The organism is Brachyspira murdochii DSM 12563, from assembly GCF_000092845.1.
GTDB lineage: Bacteria > Spirochaetota > Brachyspiria > Brachyspirales > Brachyspiraceae > Brachyspira > Brachyspira murdochii.
In genome coordinates, this window is the sequence record NC_014150.1 from 493992 (window position 1) to 520442 (window position 26451).

Annotated in this window: 22 protein-coding genes; 8 read left to right on the forward strand and 14 right to left on the reverse strand. The window is 28.6% G+C overall.

Annotated elements, in window-relative coordinates:
- Nucleotides 1-41: 41 nt before the first annotated feature.
- From BMUR_RS02010 to BMUR_RS02030, 5 genes are all read right to left on the reverse strand, one after another.
- On the reverse strand, nucleotides 42-1964 hold the full coding sequence (locus tag BMUR_RS02010; protein WP_013112925.1) for an ankyrin repeat domain-containing protein: 1923 nt from the start codon (nucleotides 1962-1964) through the stop codon (nucleotides 42-44).
- Nucleotides 1965-2059: 95 nt separating this feature from the next.
- Nucleotides 2060-4666, reverse strand: a complete 2607-nt coding sequence (locus tag BMUR_RS02015) for an ABC transporter substrate-binding protein (RefSeq protein ID WP_013112926.1) — start codon at nucleotides 4664-4666, stop codon at nucleotides 2060-2062.
- 185 nt (nucleotides 4667-4851) lie between these two features.
- A complete protein-coding gene (locus BMUR_RS02020) occupies nucleotides 4852-5805 on the reverse strand; it encodes an Rpn family recombination-promoting nuclease/putative transposase (RefSeq protein WP_013112927.1) in 954 nt (317 codons plus the stop codon).
- A 170-nt stretch (nucleotides 5806-5975) separates the two neighbouring features.
- A complete protein-coding gene (locus BMUR_RS02025) occupies nucleotides 5976-6470 on the reverse strand; it encodes a hypothetical protein (protein WP_013112928.1) in 495 nt (164 codons plus the stop codon).
- A gap of 12 nt (nucleotides 6471-6482) precedes the next feature.
- Entirely contained in the window at nucleotides 6483-7883 is a 1401-nt protein-coding gene (locus tag BMUR_RS02030) for a hypothetical protein (protein WP_013112929.1), read from the reverse strand.
- A 151-nt stretch (nucleotides 7884-8034) separates the two neighbouring features.
- Between BMUR_RS02030 and BMUR_RS02035 the strand changes: the two genes are divergently transcribed.
- Complete coding sequence (locus BMUR_RS02035; protein WP_013112930.1) at nucleotides 8035-8706, forward strand: helix-turn-helix transcriptional regulator; 672 nt, start codon at nucleotides 8035-8037, stop codon at nucleotides 8704-8706.
- 145 nt (nucleotides 8707-8851) lie between these two features.
- On the opposite strand, the gene BMUR_RS02040 is transcribed toward BMUR_RS02035, so the two are convergent.
- Nucleotides 8852-9784 carry a tyrosine-type recombinase/integrase gene (locus BMUR_RS02040; RefSeq protein ID WP_013112931.1) on the reverse strand — a complete coding sequence of 311 codons (933 nt, stop codon included), beginning with the start codon at nucleotides 9782-9784 and terminating at the stop codon, nucleotides 8852-8854.
- Nucleotides 9785-10024: 240 nt separating this feature from the next.
- Between BMUR_RS02040 and BMUR_RS02045 the strand changes: the two genes are divergently transcribed.
- From BMUR_RS02045 to BMUR_RS02070, 6 genes are all read left to right on the forward strand, one after another.
- Entirely contained in the window at nucleotides 10025-11113 is a 1089-nt protein-coding gene (locus BMUR_RS02045) for a sialidase family protein (RefSeq protein WP_013112932.1), read from the forward strand.
- A 154-nt stretch (nucleotides 11114-11267) separates the two neighbouring features.
- Entirely contained in the window at nucleotides 11268-12038 is a 771-nt protein-coding gene (locus BMUR_RS02050) for an ABC transporter permease (RefSeq protein WP_013112933.1), read from the forward strand.
- Nucleotides 12039-12064: 26 nt separating this feature from the next.
- Complete coding sequence (locus tag BMUR_RS02055; RefSeq protein ID WP_013112934.1) at nucleotides 12065-12850, forward strand: ABC transporter ATP-binding protein; 786 nt, start codon at nucleotides 12065-12067, stop codon at nucleotides 12848-12850.
- 62 nt (nucleotides 12851-12912) lie between these two features.
- Complete coding sequence (locus BMUR_RS02060; protein ID WP_013112935.1) at nucleotides 12913-13908, forward strand: ABC transporter substrate-binding protein; 996 nt, start codon at nucleotides 12913-12915, stop codon at nucleotides 13906-13908.
- Nucleotides 13909-14062: 154 nt separating this feature from the next.
- Nucleotides 14063-15067: an ABC transporter substrate-binding protein gene (locus BMUR_RS02065; protein ID WP_013112936.1), complete on the forward strand. Its 1005-nt coding sequence runs from the start codon at nucleotides 14063-14065 to the stop codon at nucleotides 15065-15067.
- A gap of 92 nt (nucleotides 15068-15159) precedes the next feature.
- Nucleotides 15160-16353, forward strand: coding sequence for an ROK family transcriptional regulator (locus BMUR_RS02070; RefSeq protein ID WP_013112937.1), 1194 nt, complete (start codon nucleotides 15160-15162; stop codon nucleotides 16351-16353).
- On the opposite strand, the gene BMUR_RS02075 is transcribed toward BMUR_RS02070, so the two are convergent.
- From BMUR_RS02075 to BMUR_RS02095, 5 genes are read right to left on the reverse strand one after another with little or no spacing between them, the layout of a single operon-like run.
- The gene (locus tag BMUR_RS02075) at nucleotides 16342-17271 is read right to left on the reverse strand and encodes a UDP-N-acetylmuramate dehydrogenase (RefSeq protein ID WP_013112938.1); all 930 of its coding nucleotides are present in this window, start codon (nucleotides 17269-17271) and stop codon (nucleotides 16342-16344) included. The genes BMUR_RS02070 and BMUR_RS02075 overlap by 12 nt on opposite strands.
- Nucleotides 17240-18628, reverse strand: a complete 1389-nt coding sequence (murC, locus tag BMUR_RS02080) for a UDP-N-acetylmuramate--L-alanine ligase (protein WP_013112939.1) — start codon at nucleotides 18626-18628, stop codon at nucleotides 17240-17242. The genes BMUR_RS02075 and murC overlap by 32 nt, the downstream gene beginning before the upstream one ends.
- A 56-nt stretch (nucleotides 18629-18684) precedes the next feature.
- Nucleotides 18685-19758 carry a UDP-N-acetylglucosamine--N-acetylmuramyl-(pentapeptide) pyrophosphoryl-undecaprenol N-acetylglucosamine transferase gene (locus tag BMUR_RS02085; protein ID WP_013112940.1) on the reverse strand — a complete coding sequence of 358 codons (1074 nt, stop codon included), beginning with the start codon at nucleotides 19756-19758 and terminating at the stop codon, nucleotides 18685-18687.
- Nucleotides 19755-20849, reverse strand: coding sequence for an FtsW/RodA/SpoVE family cell cycle protein (locus BMUR_RS02090; protein WP_013112941.1), 1095 nt, complete (start codon nucleotides 20847-20849; stop codon nucleotides 19755-19757). The genes BMUR_RS02085 and BMUR_RS02090 overlap by 4 nt, the downstream gene beginning before the upstream one ends.
- Before the next feature lie 26 nt (nucleotides 20850-20875).
- Nucleotides 20876-21760: a hypothetical protein gene (locus tag BMUR_RS02095; protein WP_013112942.1), complete on the reverse strand. Its 885-nt coding sequence runs from the start codon at nucleotides 21758-21760 to the stop codon at nucleotides 20876-20878.
- Nucleotides 21761-21908: 148 nt separating this feature from the next.
- Between BMUR_RS02095 and BMUR_RS02100 the strand changes: the two genes are divergently transcribed.
- Nucleotides 21909-22937: a diguanylate cyclase gene (locus BMUR_RS02100; RefSeq protein ID WP_013112943.1), complete on the forward strand. Its 1029-nt coding sequence runs from the start codon at nucleotides 21909-21911 to the stop codon at nucleotides 22935-22937.
- 232 nt (nucleotides 22938-23169) lie between these two features.
- Here the strand turns inward: BMUR_RS02100 and pta are convergent, their stop codons facing one another.
- From pta to BMUR_RS02115, 3 genes are all read right to left on the reverse strand, one after another.
- On the reverse strand, nucleotides 23170-24177 hold the full coding sequence (pta, locus tag BMUR_RS02105) for a phosphate acetyltransferase (protein ID WP_013112944.1): 1008 nt from the start codon (nucleotides 24175-24177) through the stop codon (nucleotides 23170-23172).
- Between the two features lie 174 nt (nucleotides 24178-24351).
- Nucleotides 24352-25122 (reverse strand): 4Fe-4S binding protein, encoded by a 771-nt coding sequence (locus tag BMUR_RS02110; RefSeq protein ID WP_013112945.1) that lies wholly within the window; start codon nucleotides 25120-25122, stop codon nucleotides 24352-24354.
- A gap of 137 nt (nucleotides 25123-25259) precedes the next feature.
- Nucleotides 25260-26402 (reverse strand): serine/threonine protein kinase, encoded by a 1143-nt coding sequence (locus BMUR_RS02115; protein WP_013112946.1) that lies wholly within the window; start codon nucleotides 26400-26402, stop codon nucleotides 25260-25262.
- Nucleotides 26403-26451 lie beyond the last annotated feature (49 nt).

Genomic DNA, 26451 nt, shown 5'->3' on the forward strand with positions numbered 1-26451 from the left:
TTAACGGTATAATTTATATAATACTTTATCAATTATTATATTTATAAAGATGAATTCTGTTTTTCTTCAGCTTCTCTCAATATCTCAAATATAGCACTGTTATTATTATCTCTTGCTATATCTATAGGGTATTTTCCAATGTTATTTCTAACCATAACATCTGCACCTGATAATACTAGCTCGCTTACTATATCAACACTTCCAGAATTAACAGCTTTATGCAAAGGAGTATCGCCATTTTGATTTTGTATATTAAGATTAGGCTTTTTTTCTAATAGCATTCTAACAATAGGAAGATTAGAATACTCTGAAGCTATATGCAAAGCAGTATCTCCGTATTTATCAACTGCATTTAAATCTGCTTTCTGAGTTAATAATATTCTAGTAATGTTTTCTGCTCCGCTTTTTGCTGCTATCATCAAAGGAGTATAGCTTGATATTCCAGCATAATTTATATCAGCACCAGCCTCAACTAATACCTGAAGCAAATCAACATTATCATTATTTATGGCATATTCAATTAGGCTTTCACCATCTTTTGTTACTATAGATAGATCAGCTTTATTTACTATTAATAATTTTGTAAGCTCAACATCATTATTCATAACAGCAATAGTTAAAGGACTAAGCCCATTACTATCTTCTATATTAATATTTGCTTTATTTTCTATTAGAAGTTTTATCATATCATTTCTGCTTGATTCTATAGGACTATTCATAGCATATATAAGAGGAGTTTTCTCTTCATAGCTTTCAGCATTAACATTAGCTTTATTTTCTATTAATACTTTAGCAAGTTCAATATCTCCATTATTTGCCGCATACATTAGAGAACTCCAGCCATCATTGTCTGAAGAGTTTACATCAGCACCATTTGTAAGAAGCACTTTAACTGTATCTATATATGAATTACCGCTTGCTATTATTAATGCATTTTTTCCATTAACAAGTCTGTTTAATACGCCTTTATTTATATTTGTAATTATTTTCTCCATTATTTTAGCACTGTCTGCTGATTTCTGCTGAACCAATACGAAATCTACCGGAGATGAACTAGTATTGTTAAATTTGGATCCTGCTGCTGCCATTATTATATTTCCGTATACACTGCTTTCCCCAGCATCCTCTATTTTAGCCCCTTTTGATAAAAAGTAATCAACTAAGGCTGGATTAAGAGATAAAACAGCATTATAAAGTACAGTGGTTCCATCAGCACTTTTATAATTAATATCTGCCCCATTATCTATTAAATAACGTACTATACTTTCATCACTATTTTCTATAGCATAACCTAAAAGAGAAGGCTCTCTTTTTAAATCAAATGAATTATCTAATAGAAGTTTTATCATAGTTTTATTAGTTTGAGAAACAGCATAATACATAGGATAATGATCTAAATACTTGCCCGCATAAGAACCGTATACATTAGCCTTCCCCTCTTTTATAAGAAGTTCAGCTATTTTTGTGTTATTATTACTTATAGCAAGTACTAAAGGGCTAATTCCTAGATTATTAGCTATTTCAGCATCAGCTTTATTTTCTATCAAGAATTTTACAGCTTTTATATTATTATTTTGTACAGCATAAAATAACGGAGTTTGATTATTATTGCCTGTTTCATTAACATCAGCACCGTAATTATTAACCATTTCTTTTACAACTCTGTCGCCATATTTTTTATTATATATCTCTTCGCTGTATATTTCATAGCTTCTAACCATTTTCTCCATATCAGACTTGCCCTTTATAAATAAGAACAAACCTACAATGATACCAGCCCCTACAAGAAGTACAAAAACGATTGCCACTGCTACAACAGCTACTTTAAATATATATTTTTTATTTTCTTCTGCTTCTTTAGATTTATTTACTCTTTCTATAGAATTATTATTATTTACATTATTTGATTCACTATTATTTAAATTGACATTATTATTTGAATCATTATTATTAAAATTTTCCATAAACTAACCTCCATATTTTAATACTAAATTTTGAGAAATATAATAACATATTTTTAATAAATTAAAAGGCTTAAATTAAAAAATTATATACAACCCTATTGTAATATAAAACTTCTAGTTTCTATATAAGGAGTTTCATCAGCAATATACGATTCTATCACAGCTATATAATTGCCATTAGGTAGAGATGATAATTCTTCTTTTGGTATAGTAAGTTTAAATACATCGTCCTGTAAAACCGCTTTATACTCTCTTTCGCCTCCATTTTGTAACTGAAGAAGAACTTTCACAGTAGTATTAGGGTCTGGAAGCTCCAAAGAATTATCTGGATAATTGTATGAAGAAACATAAATATCAATATTAATATCGTTATTTTTACTTGCTATAGCAGGCATTTCAATATCTTCTATTCGGCTCATTTTAGTTGATAATCTTTCAATCCAATATTCAGCAGTATAACTATAATCTTTAAAAGCGGTTAACTCTATATAATTAGCCTTTGAATCTATTTTCGATATAAAGAAAGGTCCGTTTGATATATATGCATGTCCGTATTTATCTATAAAGTCAATAGCAGCCTGATATCTTTTCACAGCTTCTTCTTTTGTTATAAAATCTTCTATACCAGCAGGTATATATTCACTGTCTCTCATCTCAATTAACTTTTCTTTTATATCCGATACACATGTAGGATTTTTTACATCTATAGAAGTTAAAGACTGATCCTGCGATATTGTATAAACATTTCCAGATTTAGAGCCTTCAAGTACAATTTTCATTATAGCTTCATTTATCTCAAAAGGAATAACAGTATTTCTGTTTGGGTTTCCTATTTTAGGACTAACTGCCGCAACAGCAATTTGTCTGTCCATATCCATAGGCCAATAATAATTTCCATAAAGAGTAAAACTTCCGTCTTCATTTATAATACTTCCAACAGCTCCGTCCATAGCAGAAAGATATCTTCCAGCCATAGCAGAATCATAATATTTATCGTTTTCATTAGTTTTTGTTATAACATTAGCTATAAATACGCTTCCATACATCAAATCAACTAAAGAAGATTCTATACCATGATGCCATTTAAAATTTCTAGGATAAAAATCGCATTTCACATACGCGGTAAGATTATCAGATTTTTGATAAACTAACTCACCATTTTCATTAATCTTTACAGTAAGCCCCTCTTCCCATTTCTGAGTATAAGGGTTGTACATCTTAGCATTTTGAGGCACCTTTATAGTGCCAATAGGTATACCGTTATTCCCAGCCCTCACTCCTATCTCTAAACTATTAGTGTCAGCCTCTCCAAGTATAAACTCTGTTTTAGCAGTAGAAGGCGATTCAAAAGTAGCCCCTGCATCCGAGCAAGGACCTATCATTATAGCAGAATAAGCATCAGAAAATCCTCCAACACCTACAGGATCCCAAGGACTTATAAATAATGATCCCTGAGCTGAATGCTGAAGAACTCTTAATACTTTTTCTCCATTACGATTTGGCTTTATATCGGCACTTCTTATAGACCAATCATTAACACCGTCTCCTACTCCGTAAAGCATTCTTCTGTTGAATCTTTCTTTATTAGCTACAAAAAACTGAGTCTGAGAGTTTAAATATATTCTTACAGCATCTTCAAGTCCTATTTCCTGCAAACGCATATTACCATTCCAATACTCATCAGCAGTTAAAAACCAGCCGTTTGAATTTTTATCGCTTATCCTTGAAGCCTCTTTATTATCATAATTCCAAAACTCAGAAATATTTCCTCCCGGCATATAGTTGCCTTCTCTTACATACATCTGTCTCAATGTAACGTCCCACCAAGCTCTTGTTGCACCTGCTCCCCAAGCCTCAGTTATAATATTCCATTCATAATCTTTTGGGTCTGAACCGTATACAACCTGTGTAGATTTATTTCTATCATACAATAACTTTTCTACTTTTATGCCTGTTTTTTCTATCAAATCGGATATAGCATTGCCTGCAGGAAGCCTTCCTGTAGGATCATCAACTCTTATAACAAATTTAATAGTTACTGTTTCTCCATTATATTTCCACCAGCCATTTTCTTTTTTTAACTTTCCTCTATTTTCTGGTAAATTGGCTGCTTTTTCCATAGCTTTATTTATATCATTAATAGCTTTATCTTCATTACCATTTGCTGTCATACCCATTTTTGAAGGAATAAGATTATATCTGTAAGTACCAGGCTGTCCCGGTGTAGCCTGAGTAAATGAAGGCTCTCCCGCTCCTCTTAATATTTCATCAACCAGCTTTTTTCTGTCAATTAAAAAATTCATAGCAAATCTTACTTCTTTTATAGCCAAAGGATTAAAATAAGTTTTGCCGTCTCTTGTAGTAACAGTATATGGGGCTTTATTGGGTACAGGGTTAAAAAGCAAAGACCAAGAGCCTGAAGGAACTGCATAAGTATCTAATTTCTCTAAATCACTTTCACCTAATGACAAATAAGCAGCTCCGTCTATTCCGCTAGCCATTAGGTCTGCTCTGCCGTCTGCCACATCTTTAATTGCTATTGTCATATCCGTTCTTACTTCATATATTATTTTATCTATTAATGCTCCGCCTCTGTCTATATCTTTTTGTTCAATCTCTTCTTTGGTATTTGAACAAGACAAAATTATAATTGATAATATTAATATAGATAATTTATAAAAAATTTTATTATTTAATTTCATTAAAAAGCCTCATTATACAAATTAACATAATATATAATAATAGTATAAACAATAAATGTCAATAAATAATTAAGTATTAAAATATGAATGCTTCAAAATTAGATATATATTTATTTAAAAACTATTTTAATATTAGATTAAAATAATACATGCTGTAATAAATAAACCCAATATTATTTATTGTATTATAAATTTTCTATTTCTTCTATACTCAATCCTGTATTATCACTTATAAACTTTATATCTAAACCAGACTTTTTTAAATTTTTAGCTATTGTTATTTTATTTTTTTCAATACCTTTTTCAATACCTTCTTTAATACCTTTTTCAATACCTTTTTCAATACCTTCTTTAATGCCTTCTTCTTTAGCTTTTTTCATATCTAATTCTATACTTTTATTAAAAAAATAAGTATCTACTTCTCGTTTTTTATATTTATCCATTACTGGACTATCATCAACAAAAGTTCGGCATTTTTTTTCTACTTCTTCAAATATAGTATTTTCTTTCATCAAGACAGACATATCTTCCCCCTTAAAAAATTTTATCCAAGAAATGAATTCTCTATGTATATTATCTAAACTTTCTATCGCAGAAATATTATTCAAATTGAATTTAGGAAGCTCTAGGAAATGTAATTGACAATGATCTGTCAGAATTTTATTGTTATTTAACTCTTTTAATACATAACAGCTATGCACTTTGTCTTCATCAGTTAATATAAAATTTGTAATATTAATACTTACAGTAGGCTTTAATTCATCATAAAAAGAACCTCTATTTAAACTAGAACTATAATTATAAGCCCAATAGTATAAAGCCCTTTTTATAAAATCTTCATTTCCTCTCGATTGTATTTCTATTAAAACGGTTATACCTGTTTCTGTAGTTGCTTTTATATCAACTATAGACTCTTTCTCATCGTAATTTTCAGCAATATTGAATGGATTAAGTATTTCTATTTTCTTGAAAGTTTCAAAATTTAAATCTTTAAATACAGCATTAATAAAATTTAAAGCTATATTTTCATTACCCGCATGCGAAAATAAATAGCGTATAAAATAATCATTAATTCTATTTAAATTATCAACTGTAACAGGTTCATTTAATATTTGTTTTAATTTATCTAAATATTTCATAATTTTATTATACTAACATTAATAATAAATGTAAAGTAGTATAATTTTATAAAATATTATAATAAATATCAGAATTGCTTTGTAATTAACTTTTTTATCTTGATAGTATTAAAAAACACTAATTTATACAAAATATAATATACAAATTTTCAATAACATTTATAATTTAATCATTTATTATTAATAAATTTTATATAAATCGATGAAAGATTAGTCAAGTCAGTATCATCTACTGCTTTTGAAGAGAGAATATAATATATATCATTAACTCTCCATAAAGTAAACTTCTCACCGCTTGAAGAAATATTATATTCAACATTGATATCATCTTCTATAAAATTTTTTCCGCTGTTTGTATAATCGCCGTAAAATGATAATAAACTATTAGAGTTTTTAGAAGCTCTGTATATATATGAATTATCCATATAATCAAAATCAATTTCGGCAATGTCTTTATTTATTATAAAATACTTAGCATTTAAACTATTTTCAGGAGCTAAAATTTTTATGCCTAAAGGAATAAATGAATTTGGAGAATCCATTTGCATATAATCTAAAACACTTTCCGATGTATTATTATTTTGTGTTTTTTTATTTTCATTGTTTGAACATGATATAGCAAATAAAAAAGCACAAGTAATTAAACTAATAAATATTCTTATCATTATTTATAACCTCTAATCAAAAGTTTTCATTTCTAGTAAATATTTTTTAAATATAGTAAATAATATATAATCAATTTTCACTTCATCTTTCAAAAAATTATCATACATATAGTTTATAATATCATCATCTGTATCAATTTCATTGAAACAAATATCTCTTTTATATTTCAGAAAATCATATAAGTCTAATATCTCCAAAATTTTTACCGGATAGTATACAGAAGATGTAAAATTAAGTATATCCTTAGAATCAAAAGTAATTAAATACTGATATTCAAAATTAGGTCTTTTTACTCTCATAGCCTCACATAAAGTAATAGCAAAACCATATCCATATCCATAGTATTCATGATGAAGCCCTACAGCTAAATTGACGTCCTGATTATTAGATATAGAGTATTTAAGATAGTTATATGACTTAATAGCATGAGAGTAAAGTTCATTATTGCTATTTTCTATAGGTAAATAATTCATAGTTTCTGTTAATGTAATATCATGAAGAAGTGCTGCAATAGACATATTAACAATTTCAATATAGTCAAACTGTCTTATACCAAATTTAAAAATATTATCTAATTTACTTGTATCTTTAATAAATCTATTTTTTTTGGATACTTTATCATAATAAACCATATATTCATTTTTCCATTTAGCCCTTATTTTTGAAAGTATTCCCATATTAATATTCTTATTATAAAATATCATATATTCTATTGTATTTATAAATATTCTATTACTATGATCTATTATATTATATCCTGTAAATCCCATAGTATTTGTAAAAATGTCATTTTTTTCATATGGCTTATTGAGAAGTACAAAAACACTTTCTGCTACACTTCTTAAAAGTTCTTCATAATTGATATTAAAATTATTAGAATCAAATAATTCATTATCAGATATATTTCCAATAACATTTATTCTCTGCATTAATCCTAATTTTACTAATATCTCTCCTACTATCTCAGCAGCTTTACAGGTAAATTTATCTCTATTTTCTTCTATTTCTAATTTTAATATAAGCTCTTTAATATTTTCTATTCTTCTAAAATAATTCATAGACAATATTGCTTCAAGCATTTTCTCCTGAAAAGTTCTTACATTCTCAATAGGATCTTTGCAGCTGGTAAAAATAGAATAAAAGTAATCTTTATTATTCAAAGAATTAGGATTTACAAAAAACTCTATCATTTCCAAATATGATTTATAAATATAATACTCTGCTTTATCAAACAAAATATTATTGCGGCAATCTTCATTAAATAAAAAATCAATATTATTGTGCGGCACAGCATTTACAATACCATATTCATTTTTAGAAATAATTTCTATTTTATCCTTTTGTATTAAATCCTTATAGTTTCTGATTTTATCTAATGATATCAAGGCATAATTATCTAAATTTATTTTCATAATAATTACCTTCTTAATAATAACATAATAATTAGTTATTATATATATATAATAACAATAAAACAAACATTTTATTAAAAAAATTTGTAAAAAGAAAAAAAATTATTATATTATTAGATAGTAGTATATTATGAAGGAGCTAAAGATATAAATGGACGAATACAGATATACTCAAGAGGATTTTGCTATACTAGATTCTTACAGGACTATATCTCAATCTCTTGGAAAGTACTTAGGTGAAAATGCAGAATTAATATTATACTCCTTTGAAAACAAACAGCATTCAATAATATATATTGTTAATGGTCATTTATCAAATAAGAAAATAGGAGATTATTTATCAGAAAGAGATAAGAGTGTATTAAATGAACTCTTAGATAAAAATAATGATTATAAAAATAACTTCATAGAAAATGTAACCGGCGAATGTTCTAAAATAAATTATACTCTAATAAAAAATTCTAATAAAATCCCAATAGGGCTTATGATGATAAATTGGAATTATGACATTTCTTTGATTAATACTCTAAAAATATTTATTCCAGAACATTCTGTCAACAATACTCAAATAAAAGAAAATAAAAACAGCAAATCTGAAGAAATAATTTTAGATGCTATTAAAAAAGTTATTACCGGTATAGATAAAGATGAAGTAGGTCCTTCTGTATACAATAAAACAATTATAAGAAAATTATTTAATCAAGGAATATTTGAGTTTAAAGAATCAGTTCAGATAGTTGCAAATTACCTAAATATATCTCACCATACAGTATATCTTCATCTTAGAAGTATTAAAAAAATAAAAAAGAGCAGCGGCAAATAAAATATAGTTGATTATAATTAAAATTATTTATTATTGCTGATAACAATTGTTTATTTTAGAATTAGCATCTTTAAAGTTATACGTAAAAATTCTGAAATTAAAACTAAAATATATTTTATTGTCATAAAAATATTTTCTAAATAATTTATTCATTATTAGAGTGAGGGTGAAATCTATTGTATACTTCAAACAATCTTGAATTAGTAACATGAGTATACCTTTGAGTAGTTGCTATAGTTTCATGCCCTAATAGTTCCTGAACACCTCTTATTTCAGCATCATTATTAAGAAGATGAGTTGCAAAAGTATGTCTTAATGTATGCGGAGAAAAATCCATAGATATATTTGCATTTCTGATTAAGCGTTTCATAGATGTTCTTATACTTCTGTCGCTTATTGGTTTTCCGAACCTGTTTATAAATAAATAGTCATTATTTTGAGAATATTCTTTTTGTATCATTCTTCTTTTTTCCATATATATATCCCAATTTTCATAAACTACAGGAAGAACAGGAATATCTCTTACTTTAGAGCCTTTTCCGCATATTCTTAATGTTTCATCGCCTTTTTTTATCATGCTAAGTCTTAGTGAAGCTAGCTCTGAAACCCTTAAACCAATAGCATACATAAATAATGCCATCATTTTATCCCTTAAAAGAGTAAAATCTCCATCATCATCTATAGCTAATATTCTGTCTATATCATCTAATGATAAAAACTTTGCTATATGTTCTTCTCTTTTAGGACTTTTCATATCAACTATTCTAGTTTTGTCGGATAATCCGTTTCTTATTAAATACTTATAGAATTTCTTTATAGAAGAAAGATGTCTCGACATAGTAGAATTAGTTAAAGATTTAGATTTTAAAAATGTTAAATAATCTCTTACACTATAATGATCAGCATTATCTAGTAAAATATTTTTACTTTCCAAAAAATTAAAATATTCTTTTAAATCTTTATTATAACTATTGATAGTATGAGCAGCAAAATTTAAAGTCTGTAAATAGTCGCTGAACTCATCAAGCAAAATATATACTTTTTCATCTTTAAAAACATAATCAGTATGCATATTCATAATAAAGCCTCATTTTTTTAGTAAAAATATATTAGTTTGAAATGTTGTTAACTGTTATTCTATTATCGAATAGTTCAAATCATAAATTTATGAAGTATGTTAACTTGATAATATTTTTTTATTTTTATTATGTAAAAAAAGTATTTATTTTATATAAAAAATTGAGCAATATAATTGATTTTGGTTAGTTAGTTTACTATACTAATTAATATAAATAAAAAATAATAAGGTAATTTAATAATGACAGACTTAGAAAAAAAGCTAATGGAGTTTTCTCTCAAGCTAATAGATGAGAAAAAAGCTAAAATCATAGTGCCGGTAACACCTGAAACTGGATATTGGTTCGGCGGCGGTAATATGATAGAAGATAAAGACGGCAATTTATATATATCAGGAAGATACAGAAACTCTGGTGATTCCAGAACAGGACTTGATTTGGGAGACAGAGGAGCCGAATTAGCCATATTCAAATCCTCAGATAAAGGAAATACTTGGACAAAAATTAAAAGCATATTAAAAAAAGAGCTTCCTAGAGGCGTTTTATCTATTGAGGGAACTGCTTTAAGATTTAACAAAGATAATGAGGTTGAGCTTTATATATCATCAGAAAAATCTGAAAACAAGTATCCGGATCATCTTAAAGATTTTTTAAAACCTGGTACAGGTGTATGGGATATTGATGTAATAATATCTGATAAAATAGAAAATTTAAGTGCTTCTAATGTGAAAGAACTTATAAAAGGAGAAGATTCAAGATTTATACATTTGAAAGATCCTTTTATCTATGACAGCTATAATGGTGAAAAATATTTGTTATTCTGCACACACCCTTATAATTGGACTAGCTCTAACACTGGATATATGATAAGAAGAGGAGAAAAACTTAATTTTGAAGCACCTGTATTTTATTTCTTTGAAAAAGGACACACTTGGGATATAGCTATGACAAGAGGAACATGCATTATCGATATGCCTCAAGTCGGAGTATTAAAGAACAAAAGAATAAGTCTATTTTTCTATGACGGAGGAGAATGCGTAAGAAATTTAGATGAACATGAAAAAGCTGTAAAAAGACCTAGAGGATATTCATGCGAAGAACTGGGAGGGGCAGCATATATAGAAAATGGATCATTTGCCCATATAGAAAGAATAAGCAAAGAGCTTCCTTTATTTGTAAGTCCGTATGGTACAGGCTGCTCAAGATATGTTGATGTACTTAGAACTAAAGATGGAATGTATGCTACTTGGCAGCAATCACAGGATAATAAATCTCAGCCTTTGGTAATGAATTTCTTAAGCAATGATGAAATAGCAGATATTTTACAATAATTTCTTGAAAAAAAGTTTTATCAACAATATTAGGTTGATGATTAGAATTAATTATCAGCCTAATAATATAATAATGCTTTTTTATTACTATAACACTATAATCATAGAATTACAGCATTAATAGATTAATATAATTTAATCAAGAGGAAAGAAGATGAACAGCAAACCTATGGGAAACAAAAAATACATATTTACTGCCCTTTCCATTATAATAGCATTATTAATATGGCAATTTGTTTCATCATCTGATGCAGGTGCTGTTATAGCAAGTCCTGCTGATGTTTTTAAATCATTTATTAAAGAAATCACTAATGGAAAATTACTGCATCATATAGCGATAAGTTTATTCAGAGTATTATCTGGTTTCGCCTTGGCTTTTATAGTTTCTATACCCATAGCATTTTTAATGGGTTGGTATCAGCCTATACAGCTTTTAATAGAACCTATAATTCAATTTTTAAGAAATATCCCAGCATTAGCATATATACCCCTAGTTGTTGTGGCACAGGGAGTAGGAGAAAGTGCTAAGATTACTGTTATATTTATATCTACTTTTTTGGTTATGATTATCACTGTTTATCAAGGTGTAAAAGAAGTAGATCCTACCTTGATAAAAGCAGCAAGAGTACTTGGTGCTAAGGATAAGGATATATTTTTAAAAGTAGTAATACCTGCCTCTGTGCCTTATATATTGGTTGGTATGCGTTTAGGACTTGGAGCTTCACTTACCACACTCATAGCTGCAGAACTTACTGGTTCAAATGCCGGTTTGGGTCAGATGATACAGGAGGCAAGTCTTTATTTTAGAATGGATATTGTTATGCTTGGTATAATACTTATTGGTATTACTGGATTAGTATTAAACTTGATAGTAAGTATTATAGAAAATAAACTAACAATATGGCAGGAAAAAAAGAAAAGATAAATAAAAGATAATTAAGAGATTATAATATGATAGATAAAGAAGTAAAAGTAAAAATTTCTAATGTGAGCAAAATATATAAAGGTACAAACAAAGATGTTCATGCTTTGGATAATGTTAATTTAGATATTTATAAAAATGAATTTGTATGCGTTATAGGCTCTTCAGGCTGCGGAAAAAGTACATTACTTAATATACTTGCTGGACTTGATACTCCAAATTCAGGCACTATAGAAATAGACGGAAAAGCTATAGAAGGTACAGGTGTTGACAGAGGCGTTGTATTTCAGCAGTATGCTTTATTTCCTTGGCTTACTGTTGCAAAAAATGTGGCTTTCGGATTAGAGCTTCAGAAAAAATCAAAAGATGAAATAAATAAAACAGTAGATCATTATTTAAAAGCTGTAGGACTAATAGATTTTAAAAACTCATATCCTAAAGAATTATCAGGCGGTATGAAACAGCGTGTAGCTATAGCAAGAGCATATGCGGTTAATCCTAATATACTTCTTATGGACGAACCATTCGGAGCTTTGGATGCCCAAACAAGAGCTCAGCTTCAAACAGAATTATTAAATACTTGGGATAATGAAAAAAAAACCTGCTTCTTTATTACTCATGATGTTGATGAGGCTGTATTTTTGGCTCAAAGAGTTGTTATAATGAGTCCGCGTCCGGGCAGAATAAAAGCAATAGTTGAAGTACCTATACCCTACCCTAGAGTTCCGGAAACAAAATTATCTAAAGAGTTTAATGATATAAAAAATGAGCTTTGGCAGCTGGTATATCAGGAATATTTAGAGACCAAAAAATAATTTAAAATAAATGCTTTTAATATAATTATTAAAAATATATAATAAATAAAAAAGGAGATAATATGAAAAAGATAATACTATTCATATTTATAATGGCTTTTGCTGTATCTTGCAGCGGAAATAAAACCTCTGGCGAAAATTCATCATCTGCTGACAAAATAAGAGTTGCATATTTAGCAGATTTCGCTGGAACATCAGCTGCTGCTATAGCTCAGGAAAAAGGTTTTTTTAAAGAAGAAAATTTAGACGTAGAATTAGTAAAATTTTTAAATGGTCCTTCTGAAATTGCTGCTATGCTTTCTAAAGACATACAATTTGCATACATTGGACATGGTGCACACTCTCTTGCTATTCAAGGTAAAGTTAATGTGTTAATCCCTAATGCTTTAGGAAAATCAGAGCAAATTATAGTAGGGAAATGGGCTAATGTTAATGATGTAGCTGGATTAAAAGGAAAAACTGTAGGTACTCAGCTTGGAACTTCCGGAGATATAGTACTTGATATAGCTTTGAGAAAATCTGGAATTACAAAATCTGATGTTAATGTTGTAAATATGGATGTAAGCGGTATAGTATCTTCTATGGTTGGTAAAAAAGTTGATGCTGTATCTGTATGGGCTCCTTATACCTTTGAAATATCTAAACAGCTTGGTGATGAGGTATTTGTTATAGCATCTATTACAAACTATTTAGATGAAGCGGTATTTCCAAGCAGCTGGATAGTTACTCCAGAATATCAAAAAGATAATCCAGATATAGTTAATAGATTTACTAAAGCAATACTTAAAGCTATGGATTACAGATCTGCTAATATGGACGAATCTATCGAAATAGTTGCAAAATTAAATGGAACTCCTATTGATTCTGTAGCATTAGAAGAAGAAACCGCTATATGGCTTACTTCTGATGATGTTAAAAAAGCATATTCTGACGGAGATGCAGCAAAATGGTATGAAGCTCAGCAGAAAATATTTATAAACTCCGGAGTTGTTACAGATGAAGTTGATGTTAATAATTATGTACAAATAAAATATATGAATGATAATGTTCTTAAATAAAATTAAAAAATTATCATTTGCAATCAAATTTATATTATTTTTTTAATTTTTTACATACATATTCCTTTGTAATTAATACTAAATATAGTATAATATCAAGTGCTGATATTATATCAGTAAAATAATTTTTATTAAAAATAAAGGATATGTAATTATGTATAAGAAAAAAATTGTATTATTATTAACATTGCTAACAGTACTGTTAATATCATGTAGTAATGGAGGTAAAGAAACAGAGGTAAAAAAAACAGCTAAAATAAGAGTAGGATATATGCCGGATTTTTCAGGTACTTCTGCAGTAGCAATAGCTTTGGAAAAAGGATTTTTTGAAGAGGAAAATTTAGATGTCTCCCTAATAAGATTTTTAGATGGTCCTTCTGAGATTGATGCTATGCTTTTAAATAATTTGGAGTTTGCATATATTGGTCATGGAGCACACACCTTAGCTATTTATGGAAAAGTTAATGTATTATTTCCAAATAGTTTAAGCAAATCTGAACAAATTATTGCAAGAGCTCAATCTCAAATCAATACTGTTTCTGATTTAAGAGGTAAAACAGTAGGTACTCAATTTGGAACTTCTTCAGAAATTCTTTTGGATTTAGCACTTAGAACATTAGGAATAGACAGAGCCGAATTAAATATTGTTAATATGGACGGACCTACTATAGTATCTTCAATTTCAAATAAAGAAATTGATGCAGCAGCAGTACAGGCACCTTATACTTTTAACATATTAAAAAATCTTGGAAATGATGTAAAAACTATTGCTACTACAATTGATTATTCTGATGTTGGTGCTTTTCCAAGCAGCTGGATAGTTACTCCTGAATATCAGGCTAAAAATCCAGACATAGTTAATAGATTTTCAAGAGCAATACTTAAAGCTATGAATTACAGATCTAACAACATGGATGAGGCTGTCGAAATAGTTGCCAAACAGAATAATACTGATACTGACTCTGTAAATTTAGAAAAAGAAACAGCTGTGTGGCTTTCCGGAATGGATATACAAAATGCATATCTTGACGGTACTGCTTCCAAATGGTACAAACTGCAGCAAAATATATTTATTTATACTAAAGCTATTACAAATTCTGCTGATATTAATAGCTATGTGCAAATAAAATATATGAATGATAATATATTTAATAAATAATAAAATTATTTAATATTAAAATATTAAGCGGTGTGTATTCTTTATGCATCGCTTTTTTAATAATTATTAAATAGATAAAAAATAGATAACAGATGAAAAGATTAAAAGCTAAAAATTTAAAAGAACAAAATTATATTGATATAGTTAAACTCCTAAAAATTGGAAATTATTCCAGAGCTGATTTGGCTTATAACTTGGAATTAAGTAAAGCAAGTATATCCGTACTTGTAGAAGATTTAATTAATATGGGAATAGTATATGAAAAATGCGGAGGACAGTCATCTTCTCTTGGAGGTAAAAAACCTATATTGCTGGATATTAATAAAAATATAGGTTATTTTTTAGCTGTACATTTTAGAAGAGAGTTATGTCATATTGCAATAGTAAATTTAGAAAATGAAATAGTATATGAATATAAAATGGAAGCGGTAATAAACAAAGATTATAAAATAACTTTTAATCCAATAATAAAAAAAATTAAAGATATTATGTCAAAGCATAAAGATAAAAAAATATTCTCTCTTGGAATATCAGTACCGGGAAAAACAGGAAAAAAGAATAATTTACTTATAGACTGTATGGGAATACCTGAATGGAAAAATATACCGCTTAAAGAATATATAGAAAAAAATATAAATATAGAGGTAATAATAGACAGATATGCATGTGCCATGCTTACATATAATATACTTGAAGAGATGAAAAAATATATGCCTATACAAACTTCATCGGTATATGTTTATCTTAGTAATTGGCTTGGAGTATCAGTTTCTAACAATGGAAAAATTTTATATGGTACTCATGATACAGCGGCAAACTACTCTCATACAATAGTAACAGATTCAAATTATATATGCTCCTGCGGTAAAAAAGGCTGCTGGGAATCTGTAGCTAGTATAAAAGCATTCATGAAAGAACTTCAAAATAAAAGTGATAAATATAAAGATTTAACATTTGATGATATTATAACAAATTATAAAAATGATGAGATGGTTATAGATACATATAAAAACTTCCTAGCTTATTGGGTTTCAATAGGAATATACAATATAGTTAATACTTTTGACCCGGAAATCATATTCATAGGAGGAGAAATGCTTTACCTTGGCAATGATTTTATCAATGAAATAAAAAATAATATAAAAAATAAATTCAATTCATACAACTTCCTTACAGAAATCAAAATAATTGAAAACTTCAAAAAAATAGAGATACATGCAGCTGCATCAATTGCTATATATGATTTTTATAATAATAGTTTATATAAACACATTTCAGCTAAGTAAAATAATATTAATTTGAGGATTAAAAGCATAATGCTGCTCTATTTTTTTTCTAGTATCCTCTATTAAATTAATGACATCTTCTGCTTTGCTAGGCTCTTCATTTTCATTATACAAATGCTCATTAATAATATAATTAGGAAATCTCTTATGCCATCTCATAGCACCAAATTTCATATCAAGTCCTCCTACACGCTCAACCATTTCATAAGCCTTAATATCATTAGAATCTTCAAAAACAGGACCTATATTTGCCTCCATTGGAGCAACCGATCCTCTTATATATCTAAACCAATCTATTCTGTTATCAATACTTTCAGGAAGATCGTTATCTAATTTAAATACCGCTGACAATATTACTATAAATTTTCTATCTTCTTCAGTTAAATTCAAATATTCATCTTTACTTAGTTCTAATACGGAGCAGTCTTTTTTATTAAAAATTTTTACTGATTCTAAAAATTTCAATAATGATATCCCAAAAGATTCTAATTTATCATAAATAGCAGCCCCTATTCTAGTATTAACTAAAGCCACAAACTCTAACCCAGATAAATTTCTAATTCTAGCCTCATGAGAAAGCCTTTCTAAAATAGCAGAACTATTAGATTTTAAAACCCCATCTTCTAAAAACTCAAAAAACTCAAACTCCCCTTCTAACGATACTATTATTCCATTATATCCTTTATCAGAAACAATTACTTTGCTAGTATCTCCAATAACAAAATAATCTATTTTTTTATTATATAGAAAATTTGCTATATCCAAAAAATCCTGTATCTTTTTTACAGCTATATACAAATCAATATTTCCGCCTACATTAAAACTACAGCATTTACTAAAAGGGTGATTTTTATAATATTCTATATTTTTTTCTTCGAGAAAACTCTCAACTATCTTGTAATTGTCTTGCATAGTCATTGCTAACCCTCACTATATTACCAGCTCCTAACGTTATAATTATATCCCCATCTTTTTTTATACTCTCTAACACCGGCAATACTTCATCTATATTTTTTATATATCTTACATTCTTATTTTGTTTTTTTACTATATCACATATAATCTCGCCATTAACCCCAGCAATAGGAGCTTCCCCTGCCGCATAAATATCAGTAATAATCACCTCATCGGCATCATTAAAAGCATACTCAAAATCATTTAAAAGAAGCTCAGTTCTGCTGTATCTGTGCGGCTGAAATACCGCTATTATACGTCTGCTTTTATAAGCATTTCTCACAGATGACAATGTAGCTTTTATCTCTGTTGGGTGATGGGCATAATCATCAAATAATGTTATCTCTTTATCATACAGTTTGTTTAATCTTCTTCCTACACCTTCAAAAGTTTTAAGTCCTTCTTTTATATTAGGAACATCTATACCTAAATGATAAGCAACACCTATAGAAGCTAAAGAGTTAAGTATATTATGCTCTCCTATTAATGGAACAGAAAACTCTCCCAAGCACTCTTTATTATGATACGCTATAAAATATGTAATAGGAGCTTCTACTCTAATAGAATCTTTATCAACATGAAAATCATATGATTTATCAAAACCATATGAATAATATTTTTTATTGGCACTTTTAGATAAATCCCTTACAACATCATTTTCAAAGCATAAAAAGGAACAGCCGTAAAAAGGAACTTTATTAATAAACTCTAAAAAAGCAACTCTTAAAGCCTCAACATTTCCATAGTAATCCAAATGATCATTATCTATATTAGTTACAACATTAATAACAGGAGAAAGCCTCAAAAAACTTCCATCACTTTCATCAGCCTCGCATACCATATACTCACTGCTAAGATCATTACAGACAGCATTGCTTTTCAAATTAAAATGATTTCCTCCTATAATACAAACAGGATTAAGTCCAGCATGCATCATTATCTGACTTATAAGCGAAGTTGTAGTAGTTTTGCCATGAGAGCCTGATATTGCTATACCATACCTTAAACGCATAAGCTCTGCAAGCATCTCCCCTCTTGATATAACAGTTATCTTTTTTGCCTTTGCGGCAACTATCTCTTCATTTGCAGGGCTTATAGCTGATGAAGTTACAACTGCTGTAATATCATCTTCAATATTGGAAGCATGATGACCATAATATACCTTTATCCCAGATTTTTCTAAAGATTCAGTTTTTGCTGTTTTTGCTAAATCACTTCCAGTTATAGTAAAACCAATAGCATTTAATACACTTGCTATTGCACTCATTCCTATTCCGCCTATTCCTATAAAATGTATCTTTTCTTTTCTTTTTGTAAACATTATGTAACTCAATCCTTTAATAATAAATCAAACACTTCAATCATAAAATTAATCAATTATTTATTTTTTAAATTACTCATTATATCATCTACTATTGAAGACACAGCTCTGGAACTCCAGCTGCTTCTAATTTTTTCACGCATAGCTTTTAATCTCTCATCATTATTTAAATTATTTACAACAACACTTTCTAACTTTTCTCTATTTAAATCTGATTCCTCTATTAAATAAGCCATATCCTTATCAAGCAGATCTAAAGCATTAAAATACTGATGATTATCTGTGGCATATGGAAAAGGAATAAGTAAAGAAGGCACATTAACCGCCAATATCTCGCTTATGGAGCTACTTCCAGCCCTAGATATAACAAAATCAGCTGCATGAAGTAAAGTTGCCATATCTTTATAATAGCTATGCACAAAAACATTATCAAATTTGGCATTATTCACTTTTTCTATTATTCCAGAAGCCCATTTAGGTCCGGCAAGCCATTCTATACGTACATTTTTTACTTTGTCTTTAATATCTTTTATACATTCAAAAAATAATTCATTTAATTTTAATGCTCCCTGAGAACCACCCATAACAACTAACAGTTTATCATCATTAGATAGTTTCATAACTGTTCTAGCACCCTCTCTATTAACTACAAAAAAGTCATTTCTTACAGGGTTTCCAAAAACTTTTCCTTTAGGCATAAACTCTAAAGTCTTTGAAAAAGTTAAATAAGTTTGTTTTGCATATTTATAAAATATTCTATTAACCTTACCGGGTATAGAGTTTTGCTCGCATAAAAATATTGGTATATTATTCCATTTGGCTGCATACAGCATAGGAAGAGATACAAAGCCTCCCATTCCTATTATACAGTCAGGTTTATGCCTCTTAATAATTTTTGAAGACTTCATCAAAGCAGGTATAAATCTTAATATAAAGAGTATTTTTTTCCAAAAATTTCCGGGAGGATTAATATTAATAGTATTAAAATCATAATTATGAGGTATAAGATGATAATCTTTCTGAGCAACTACAAGTCTAGGTTTATGTCCCTGATGTTTTACATAATCATATATTGAAATAGCAGGCGTTATATGTCCTGCTGTACCTCCTCCGCATAAAATAATATTCATTTTTCACTCCTTTGAGTTATTTTTAAAAGTATAGCAACCATTATCATGTTTACGACTAAAGCATTTCTTCCGTAACTAATAATGGGAAGCGGCATTCCAGTAGTGGGTATCATAAGAGTTGCAACCATTATATTTAAATATGCCTGCACACTAATAAACATAGTTATAGCAAATGAAAGATTTTTTAAAAATAGATCATTAGTCCGCGATGATATAATAAAACCTCTTATAGTAAATGATAAAAACAAAAGAAGTATTATTAAATTGCCTACCAAACCATATCTTTGAGATACTGAAGCATATATAAAATCGGTTAATGCTGCAGGCAAATGCGTACTTACATCTCTTATTTCTTCATCAGGTATGCCGGTAATTCCGCCATAATTGAATGCCAATTTTGCCCTTCTAATTTGATAAATATCCTCTTCCGACTGGGACTGCGGGTCAAGATATGAATTAACTCTGCTTCTCATATAAGGCACGTTAAATATAAATAATCCGAAAATTAAAGCAAGAAAAACTGCAGAAAAAAGAAGAGATCTGAAAGGTATGCCGCCGTAAAAAAATATTGAAAAGCCAACCATCGCAAATAATAACGCCGTTCCAGAATCAGGCTCTATAAGTATAAGTCCGGATATCAAACATAAAATAAGAAGAGGCGGAAACAAACCTTTTTTTATATCAAATAATTTATCCCCTTTTTTGCTAAGTACGCTTGCAAAATATATACTGCTTGTTATTTTTGCTATTTCGGAAGGCTGTATAGTAATTCCGGAAGGAAGTAAAAGCCACCTTTTAGCATAACTTCCTGCAACTGTTATACCAAAGAAATATACCCATATAAGAAGAAGCAATGTAAAAAGCAAAAGAAAAGGCACCATCTTATCTAAAAATCCAAAGAAATCCGGAAGGATAAGAATTATTAAAGTAGCAAGCAGCATTAAAGATAATAATTTTAAATGATTATCAAAATATCCGCCATTAGGTTCATGTATAGTCTGAGCACCATATATGGCAACTAATCCTGCTATAAGCAAGGCTATATATATAATTAATAAATATCTGTCCGGCATTAATTTTCTTTTTATCATACTCAAATAAACACTCTTAAAATTATTTATAATATTTTATAAGCTAATGACATTTTAAGCTCTATAAAAGTATCATTATTATAATAAGGAAGCCCTACATGCAGACCAGCTGAAGCTCCTATATTAAATAATAATCTTTCTTTCAAAAATTTAAAATTGACCATAGCTGCTATGCCTAATTTATGCGATAAATGCTTAGAATTAATCAAATAAGTAAGTCCGTAATATCCCCCTATATAAAATAAACTAATTCTGCCCAATAGAAAAAAATCATTAATCAATTCAAACTCACTTTTTTTATGAAGTACAGCAGTTCTCGGGTCATAATAATATTCTTTATCTCCAACATTAACATATGAAATATTTAAATTATTTATCAGAACAAAATTATTAAACTTAAATATAAAATAAGGAGCAATATTTATTATATAACCAAAAGCATTTCCTTTCTTCATAGCATAAAGTTCATCAAAAGAATAGCTGACATCTTTACTGTCAAAACCAGCATATCCAAAGTTCATAATATTAAACATAAAGTCAGCATATCCGCTTATTCTAACACCAAAAAATGATAATGGTCTGATATCAGCAAATACCCCAATCATATCTGAAGATAAAGAAAAATTATTTTCTACACCAAAATCTGCTTTAGTACCTTTGAATAAAAAATTAGTGGCATTTTTATACATATACAATCTATAGTATAATCTGGTTTCTAAATTAAATTTTATATGATTAAATCCTCCTAAAGCAGTTTGTTCTATAAAAAGCTCATTACTATAAATACCAGTATTTGTATTTACTGACAATTCTCTTTCATATATATCCATATTAAAAAGAGTAGTTATATCAGCAAAAACAAGGCTTGGATATAAACAAATCATTACTATAATAATATTTATCTTTTTCATTTAAATCTTTAATATCAAATACAAACTTTTTAATATGATACTTTATAAAACAAAAAAATCAAGATTATATGTATTAAAAATATATTGAAAAAAAAAATATATATGTTAATATTGATTCAAGGCTGTATCTTATTTTAAGGTATTTTTAATGTATAGAAGTATTATCAAATCCATAATGGAAAATCGTATTGGAGTGATAAAGAAAGACTCTAATCTATTAGAGTTGGTATCTATTGCATCTAAATCTTCTAATAAAATACTAGCTGTTGTAAACGATTCTGATAAAATTGTAGGCGTTATAAATTGCGATAATATTTTAGTAAATGTTCTCAAAGATATATCAAAAAAAAGTTCTAAAAATGCCGTAATCAATAAAGAAGTATCTGCATTTATGAATAAAAATCTTATAATCGCACACCCTGAAGATGATATACTTATGACTTTTGATATTATGAAGGATAATAAGATAGATTATTTAGTCATCATAAACTCAGATAATTATCCTATAGGTGTTGTAAATATCTACGATTTATTTGAAAACGTAATAAAAATCAAAATACGTAATATTAGCTTCAGTGTAAATGAGATAGAAAAAAAATCTTCTATAGAAAAAGACAAAGTCATAAAAAAACTTATGAAAGAAATAGATACTCTTCATGCTCAGTCTACAATAGATCCGCTGACCGGACTATTTAATGTGCGTTATTTTAATAAAGTAATAGAAGAAGAAGTTGACAGAGCAAAAAGATACAAATACAGCATTTCTATAATATTTATGGATTTGGATCATTTTAAAGATATTAATGATATATACGGACATGACTGCGGAAATTTAGTTCTTCATGAAATAGGCAAACTTTTAAGCAATGCTTCTGATAATAATATACATATGCTTAGAAAAAGCGATGTTGCTATACGTTACGGCGGTGAAGAGTTTATAGTAATATGCCCTAATACTAAAAAAGAGCAGGCATATATAGTGGCAGAAAGAATACGCAAAACTGTAGAAAAAAAGAGGTTCAACTATGAATCTACTATAATAAATGTTACAGTGAGTGTAGGAATAGCAGAGCATAAGGGTACTTCAAAAAAGCCTATAGCAGAAACAATTAAAAATGCTGACTCGGCTATGTATGAAGCTAAACATCTTGGAAGAAATAAGGTTATAATGCATTAATTTTTCAGATATATAAAATTCACTAATTCAACTCTTAATCTTTTCACATTTTTTATATTAATATTAGTAAGATAATAATTAATTTAAGTATTCAAAAAATATATACAATTATAAAAATACAGAAATAGATATTTATTTATATAACAAAAAAATAACTAAAATAATCCTACAAAAAAGCCCCAATATTATTAAAATATCAAGGCTTTTTATATAAATTAAAATAAAAAATTCATTACATAGCTTGTAAAGAAGTTAATACTGCCAAATCAGCTATATCCTGAGCAGAACAGCCTCTTGAAAGGTCATTAGCAGGTTTAGCAATACCTTGAAGCATAGGACCTATAGCAGTACATTTACCTACTCTTTGAGCTATTTTGTATCCGATATTTCCAGCATTTAATTCTGGGAATACAAGCACATTAGCATTACCTTTAATAGGAGAATTAGGAGCTTTTTGAGCACCTACTTTTTCAACTATAGCAGCATCAAACTGCATTTCGCCGTCATAATCAAATTTCACATTACGTGAATCTAATATTTTTTTAGCTTCTATCACCTTATCAACACTTTCATGTTTAGCAGAACCTTTTGTAGAGAAAGAAAGCAAAGCAACTTTTGGTTCTAAACCAGTCATAACTCTATAAGATTCAGCAGTAGATTCAGCAATATCAGCAAGCTGTTCAGAAGTAGGATCAGGTATAACAGCACAGTCAGCAAAACAAGCTATACCATTTGTAAATAAAGATTTGTCCGGGCTTTCAATAAAGAATGTAGAAGATAAAGTTTTAATGCCTTTTTTAAGACCAATTAAAAATAAAGCAGCTCTTAACATTTCACCAGTAGCATATACTGCTCCTCCCACCATACCGTCAGCATCGTTAGAAGCAAGCATAGCAGCACCAGTATAAACAGAATTGTTAATAATTAAATCTTTAGCCTGATCTTTAGTCATACCTTTTTTTTCTCTGGCTTTAAAAAGCATTTCAATATAACTTTCAGTTTTAGCATCTTTATTAGGGTCAAAAATTTTAGCAAAATTACCGTCTAATTCTAATGCATTTTCTTTTGCCAAAGCTTCTATTTTAGAAGTGTCTCCAACTAATATAACTCCTTTAACTAACTGTTCTTTCTTTAAAATAACTGCAGCTTTAACATGTCTTTCATCATATCCTTCAGCCAATATTATAGTTTTAGGATTAGATTTTACTTTTTCTCTCAAATTATCCATAAATGATGCCATAATAAAAAAACCTCTTTAAAAATAAAATTACTATCTATATAGTTTAATACATAAATAATATTTTTGCAAACATATACCATGCATATGTATTATTTTTAACTTGAAAATTAATTTTTTTTATTAAAAAAATAATTTACATTAAAGGCTAAATACAAAATCATTTTTCATAGTAAGTTATATATAAAATTCATAATCTTTTGCCTTAGAACATGTTTTTTTCAAAGCTAAATTCACTAAAAATAACATAAATTTATTAACACTTTTAGCAGAACAATGACATATATGAACACATCTCATACAAGATATGCATTTAGTTTTATCTATTATTTTAGGATTATTAATATCTATAGCCTGAACAGGACATTTTTTAGCACATAACTTACAATTAGTACACTTACTGCTTGTTTTAGGCACTAAAGGAACATTGCTCATCTTTTTATAAGGACGATTTCCATTTAATTTATTATCATCTAAAAATGAAGACGCTTTTATTGTATTATAAGCAAACTCCTTAAGCTTTTTTATATCATTTTCATCAGGACGATTAGAAGCATATTTAATAGCTATGGAATGCCTTGCAACGGCAGCAGCAGCAGAAACAATTTTGAAGTTTAAGCTGCTTACTATATCATAAAGCTCTATCATAGTATCATCATATGCCCTGTTTCCGTAAGTGCATATAATAACTGCTTTGGCATTATTTCCTTGTATTTGAAGTATGCGTTTTGATGCCGTACTTGGTACTCTTCCCGCATATGCAGGTACAGCAATAACAGCAATATCATCTTTATCTATTTTTAAAGATGAAAAATCAAAGTTATAATCTGTCAAATCGACTTTTTCTAAAATACTGCTGTCAATATTATTTACTATTTCTTCAGCAACAGCATCAGCAGCTTTTTTTGTTCCTCCTGTTGGACTAAAAAAAATTTCATATACTTTCATAAACATGCTCCAATAAATTACAATAATTTTAATATATTATTAATTATAAATATATTAATTTATACCACATACATAAATATAGAAAAGGGAGCATTCAATGCCCCCTAATAAAATTATTAAAAATTATAATTTATAAATCAGCTCCATTTTTTGTATGTAACCAAAGTAGGATCTTCAACTTGTTTAGGGAAATAATCCTCACAAGAACCTTCTCTGTAAACATCAGCAGTAGCACAATGCAAACCGCCTCCAAATGGATAAGCATCTCTAAATGGTACTGGTATAACATTCATACCAAGTTTATCCATCTGTTCCAACTGATGTACTTCGCTTGCTTCTACCAATACTGTTTTATGGTCTAATACCAAACAGTTCATAGAAAGCCAAACACTTGAATAACAAAGAGGAGGAGGAGTTTCATGTGCAGGCTGTGCAGCATCAACTATTTCCCAGCCATTAGCTTCAAATATTTTTCTTTGTTCTTCAGGAAGTTTTCTAGTAGGGTTATTAATTATCAAACCAGGTCTTAATGGTACAAATGTAGCATCAATGTGAATTGGATAAGGGTCTCCAGGGAAGTTTACAGCATGTACTCTGAAATCTGGGTATTGTCTTCTTAACCATTCCATAGCTTTTCTGTTTGTTGTTAGTCCATGCTGACAGAATAAATCTTTACCTAATCTCATAACATCAGCAGCATCAAAAAGTATTTCATGTTCAGTAGTTACCATATGAAGTTTAGCAGTTCTTTCAAGTAATACCTCTTCTGTTACATCGCCGTCAAAATAATGCATATCATAACTAGCATCGCCAAGTTCCGGACGAGGTGCTGATATCCATCTGAAATCAGGATCTTCATCAAAATATTTTCTAAGTATTGGTGAATAAGCTAAATACTCAAAATATCTTGATCTGAATGACATAGGTGCTGCTATTATATCATTACCTATAGTAAGAAGTACATCTCTAGGAGGCATACAGCCGAACATACTTCCAGTCATAAAATGAGGTGTTACAACAGCCTGATTCCATTGAAGAGGAGTAGGTCTGTCAACTTTTACTCCATGCTGTTCTAATATTTTACAAAGATTATCTAACTGAGCATTTGCTTTTTCTACTGTATCTAAAGGTCTTGGACCTGTCATACCTCTCATAGGGCTGTTTAAAGGTACTTTAGCTTTAGATGCAGGTTCAGATGGAGCTATACAGCAGTTGTCAGCTCTTCCTACTATAACATGTTTTAACGGGTCAAAATCATTCCACGAATTAACGATTTTCATATTGAGAAATCTCCTTAAATATTTATTACGATTTTTTTATTTATTAAAC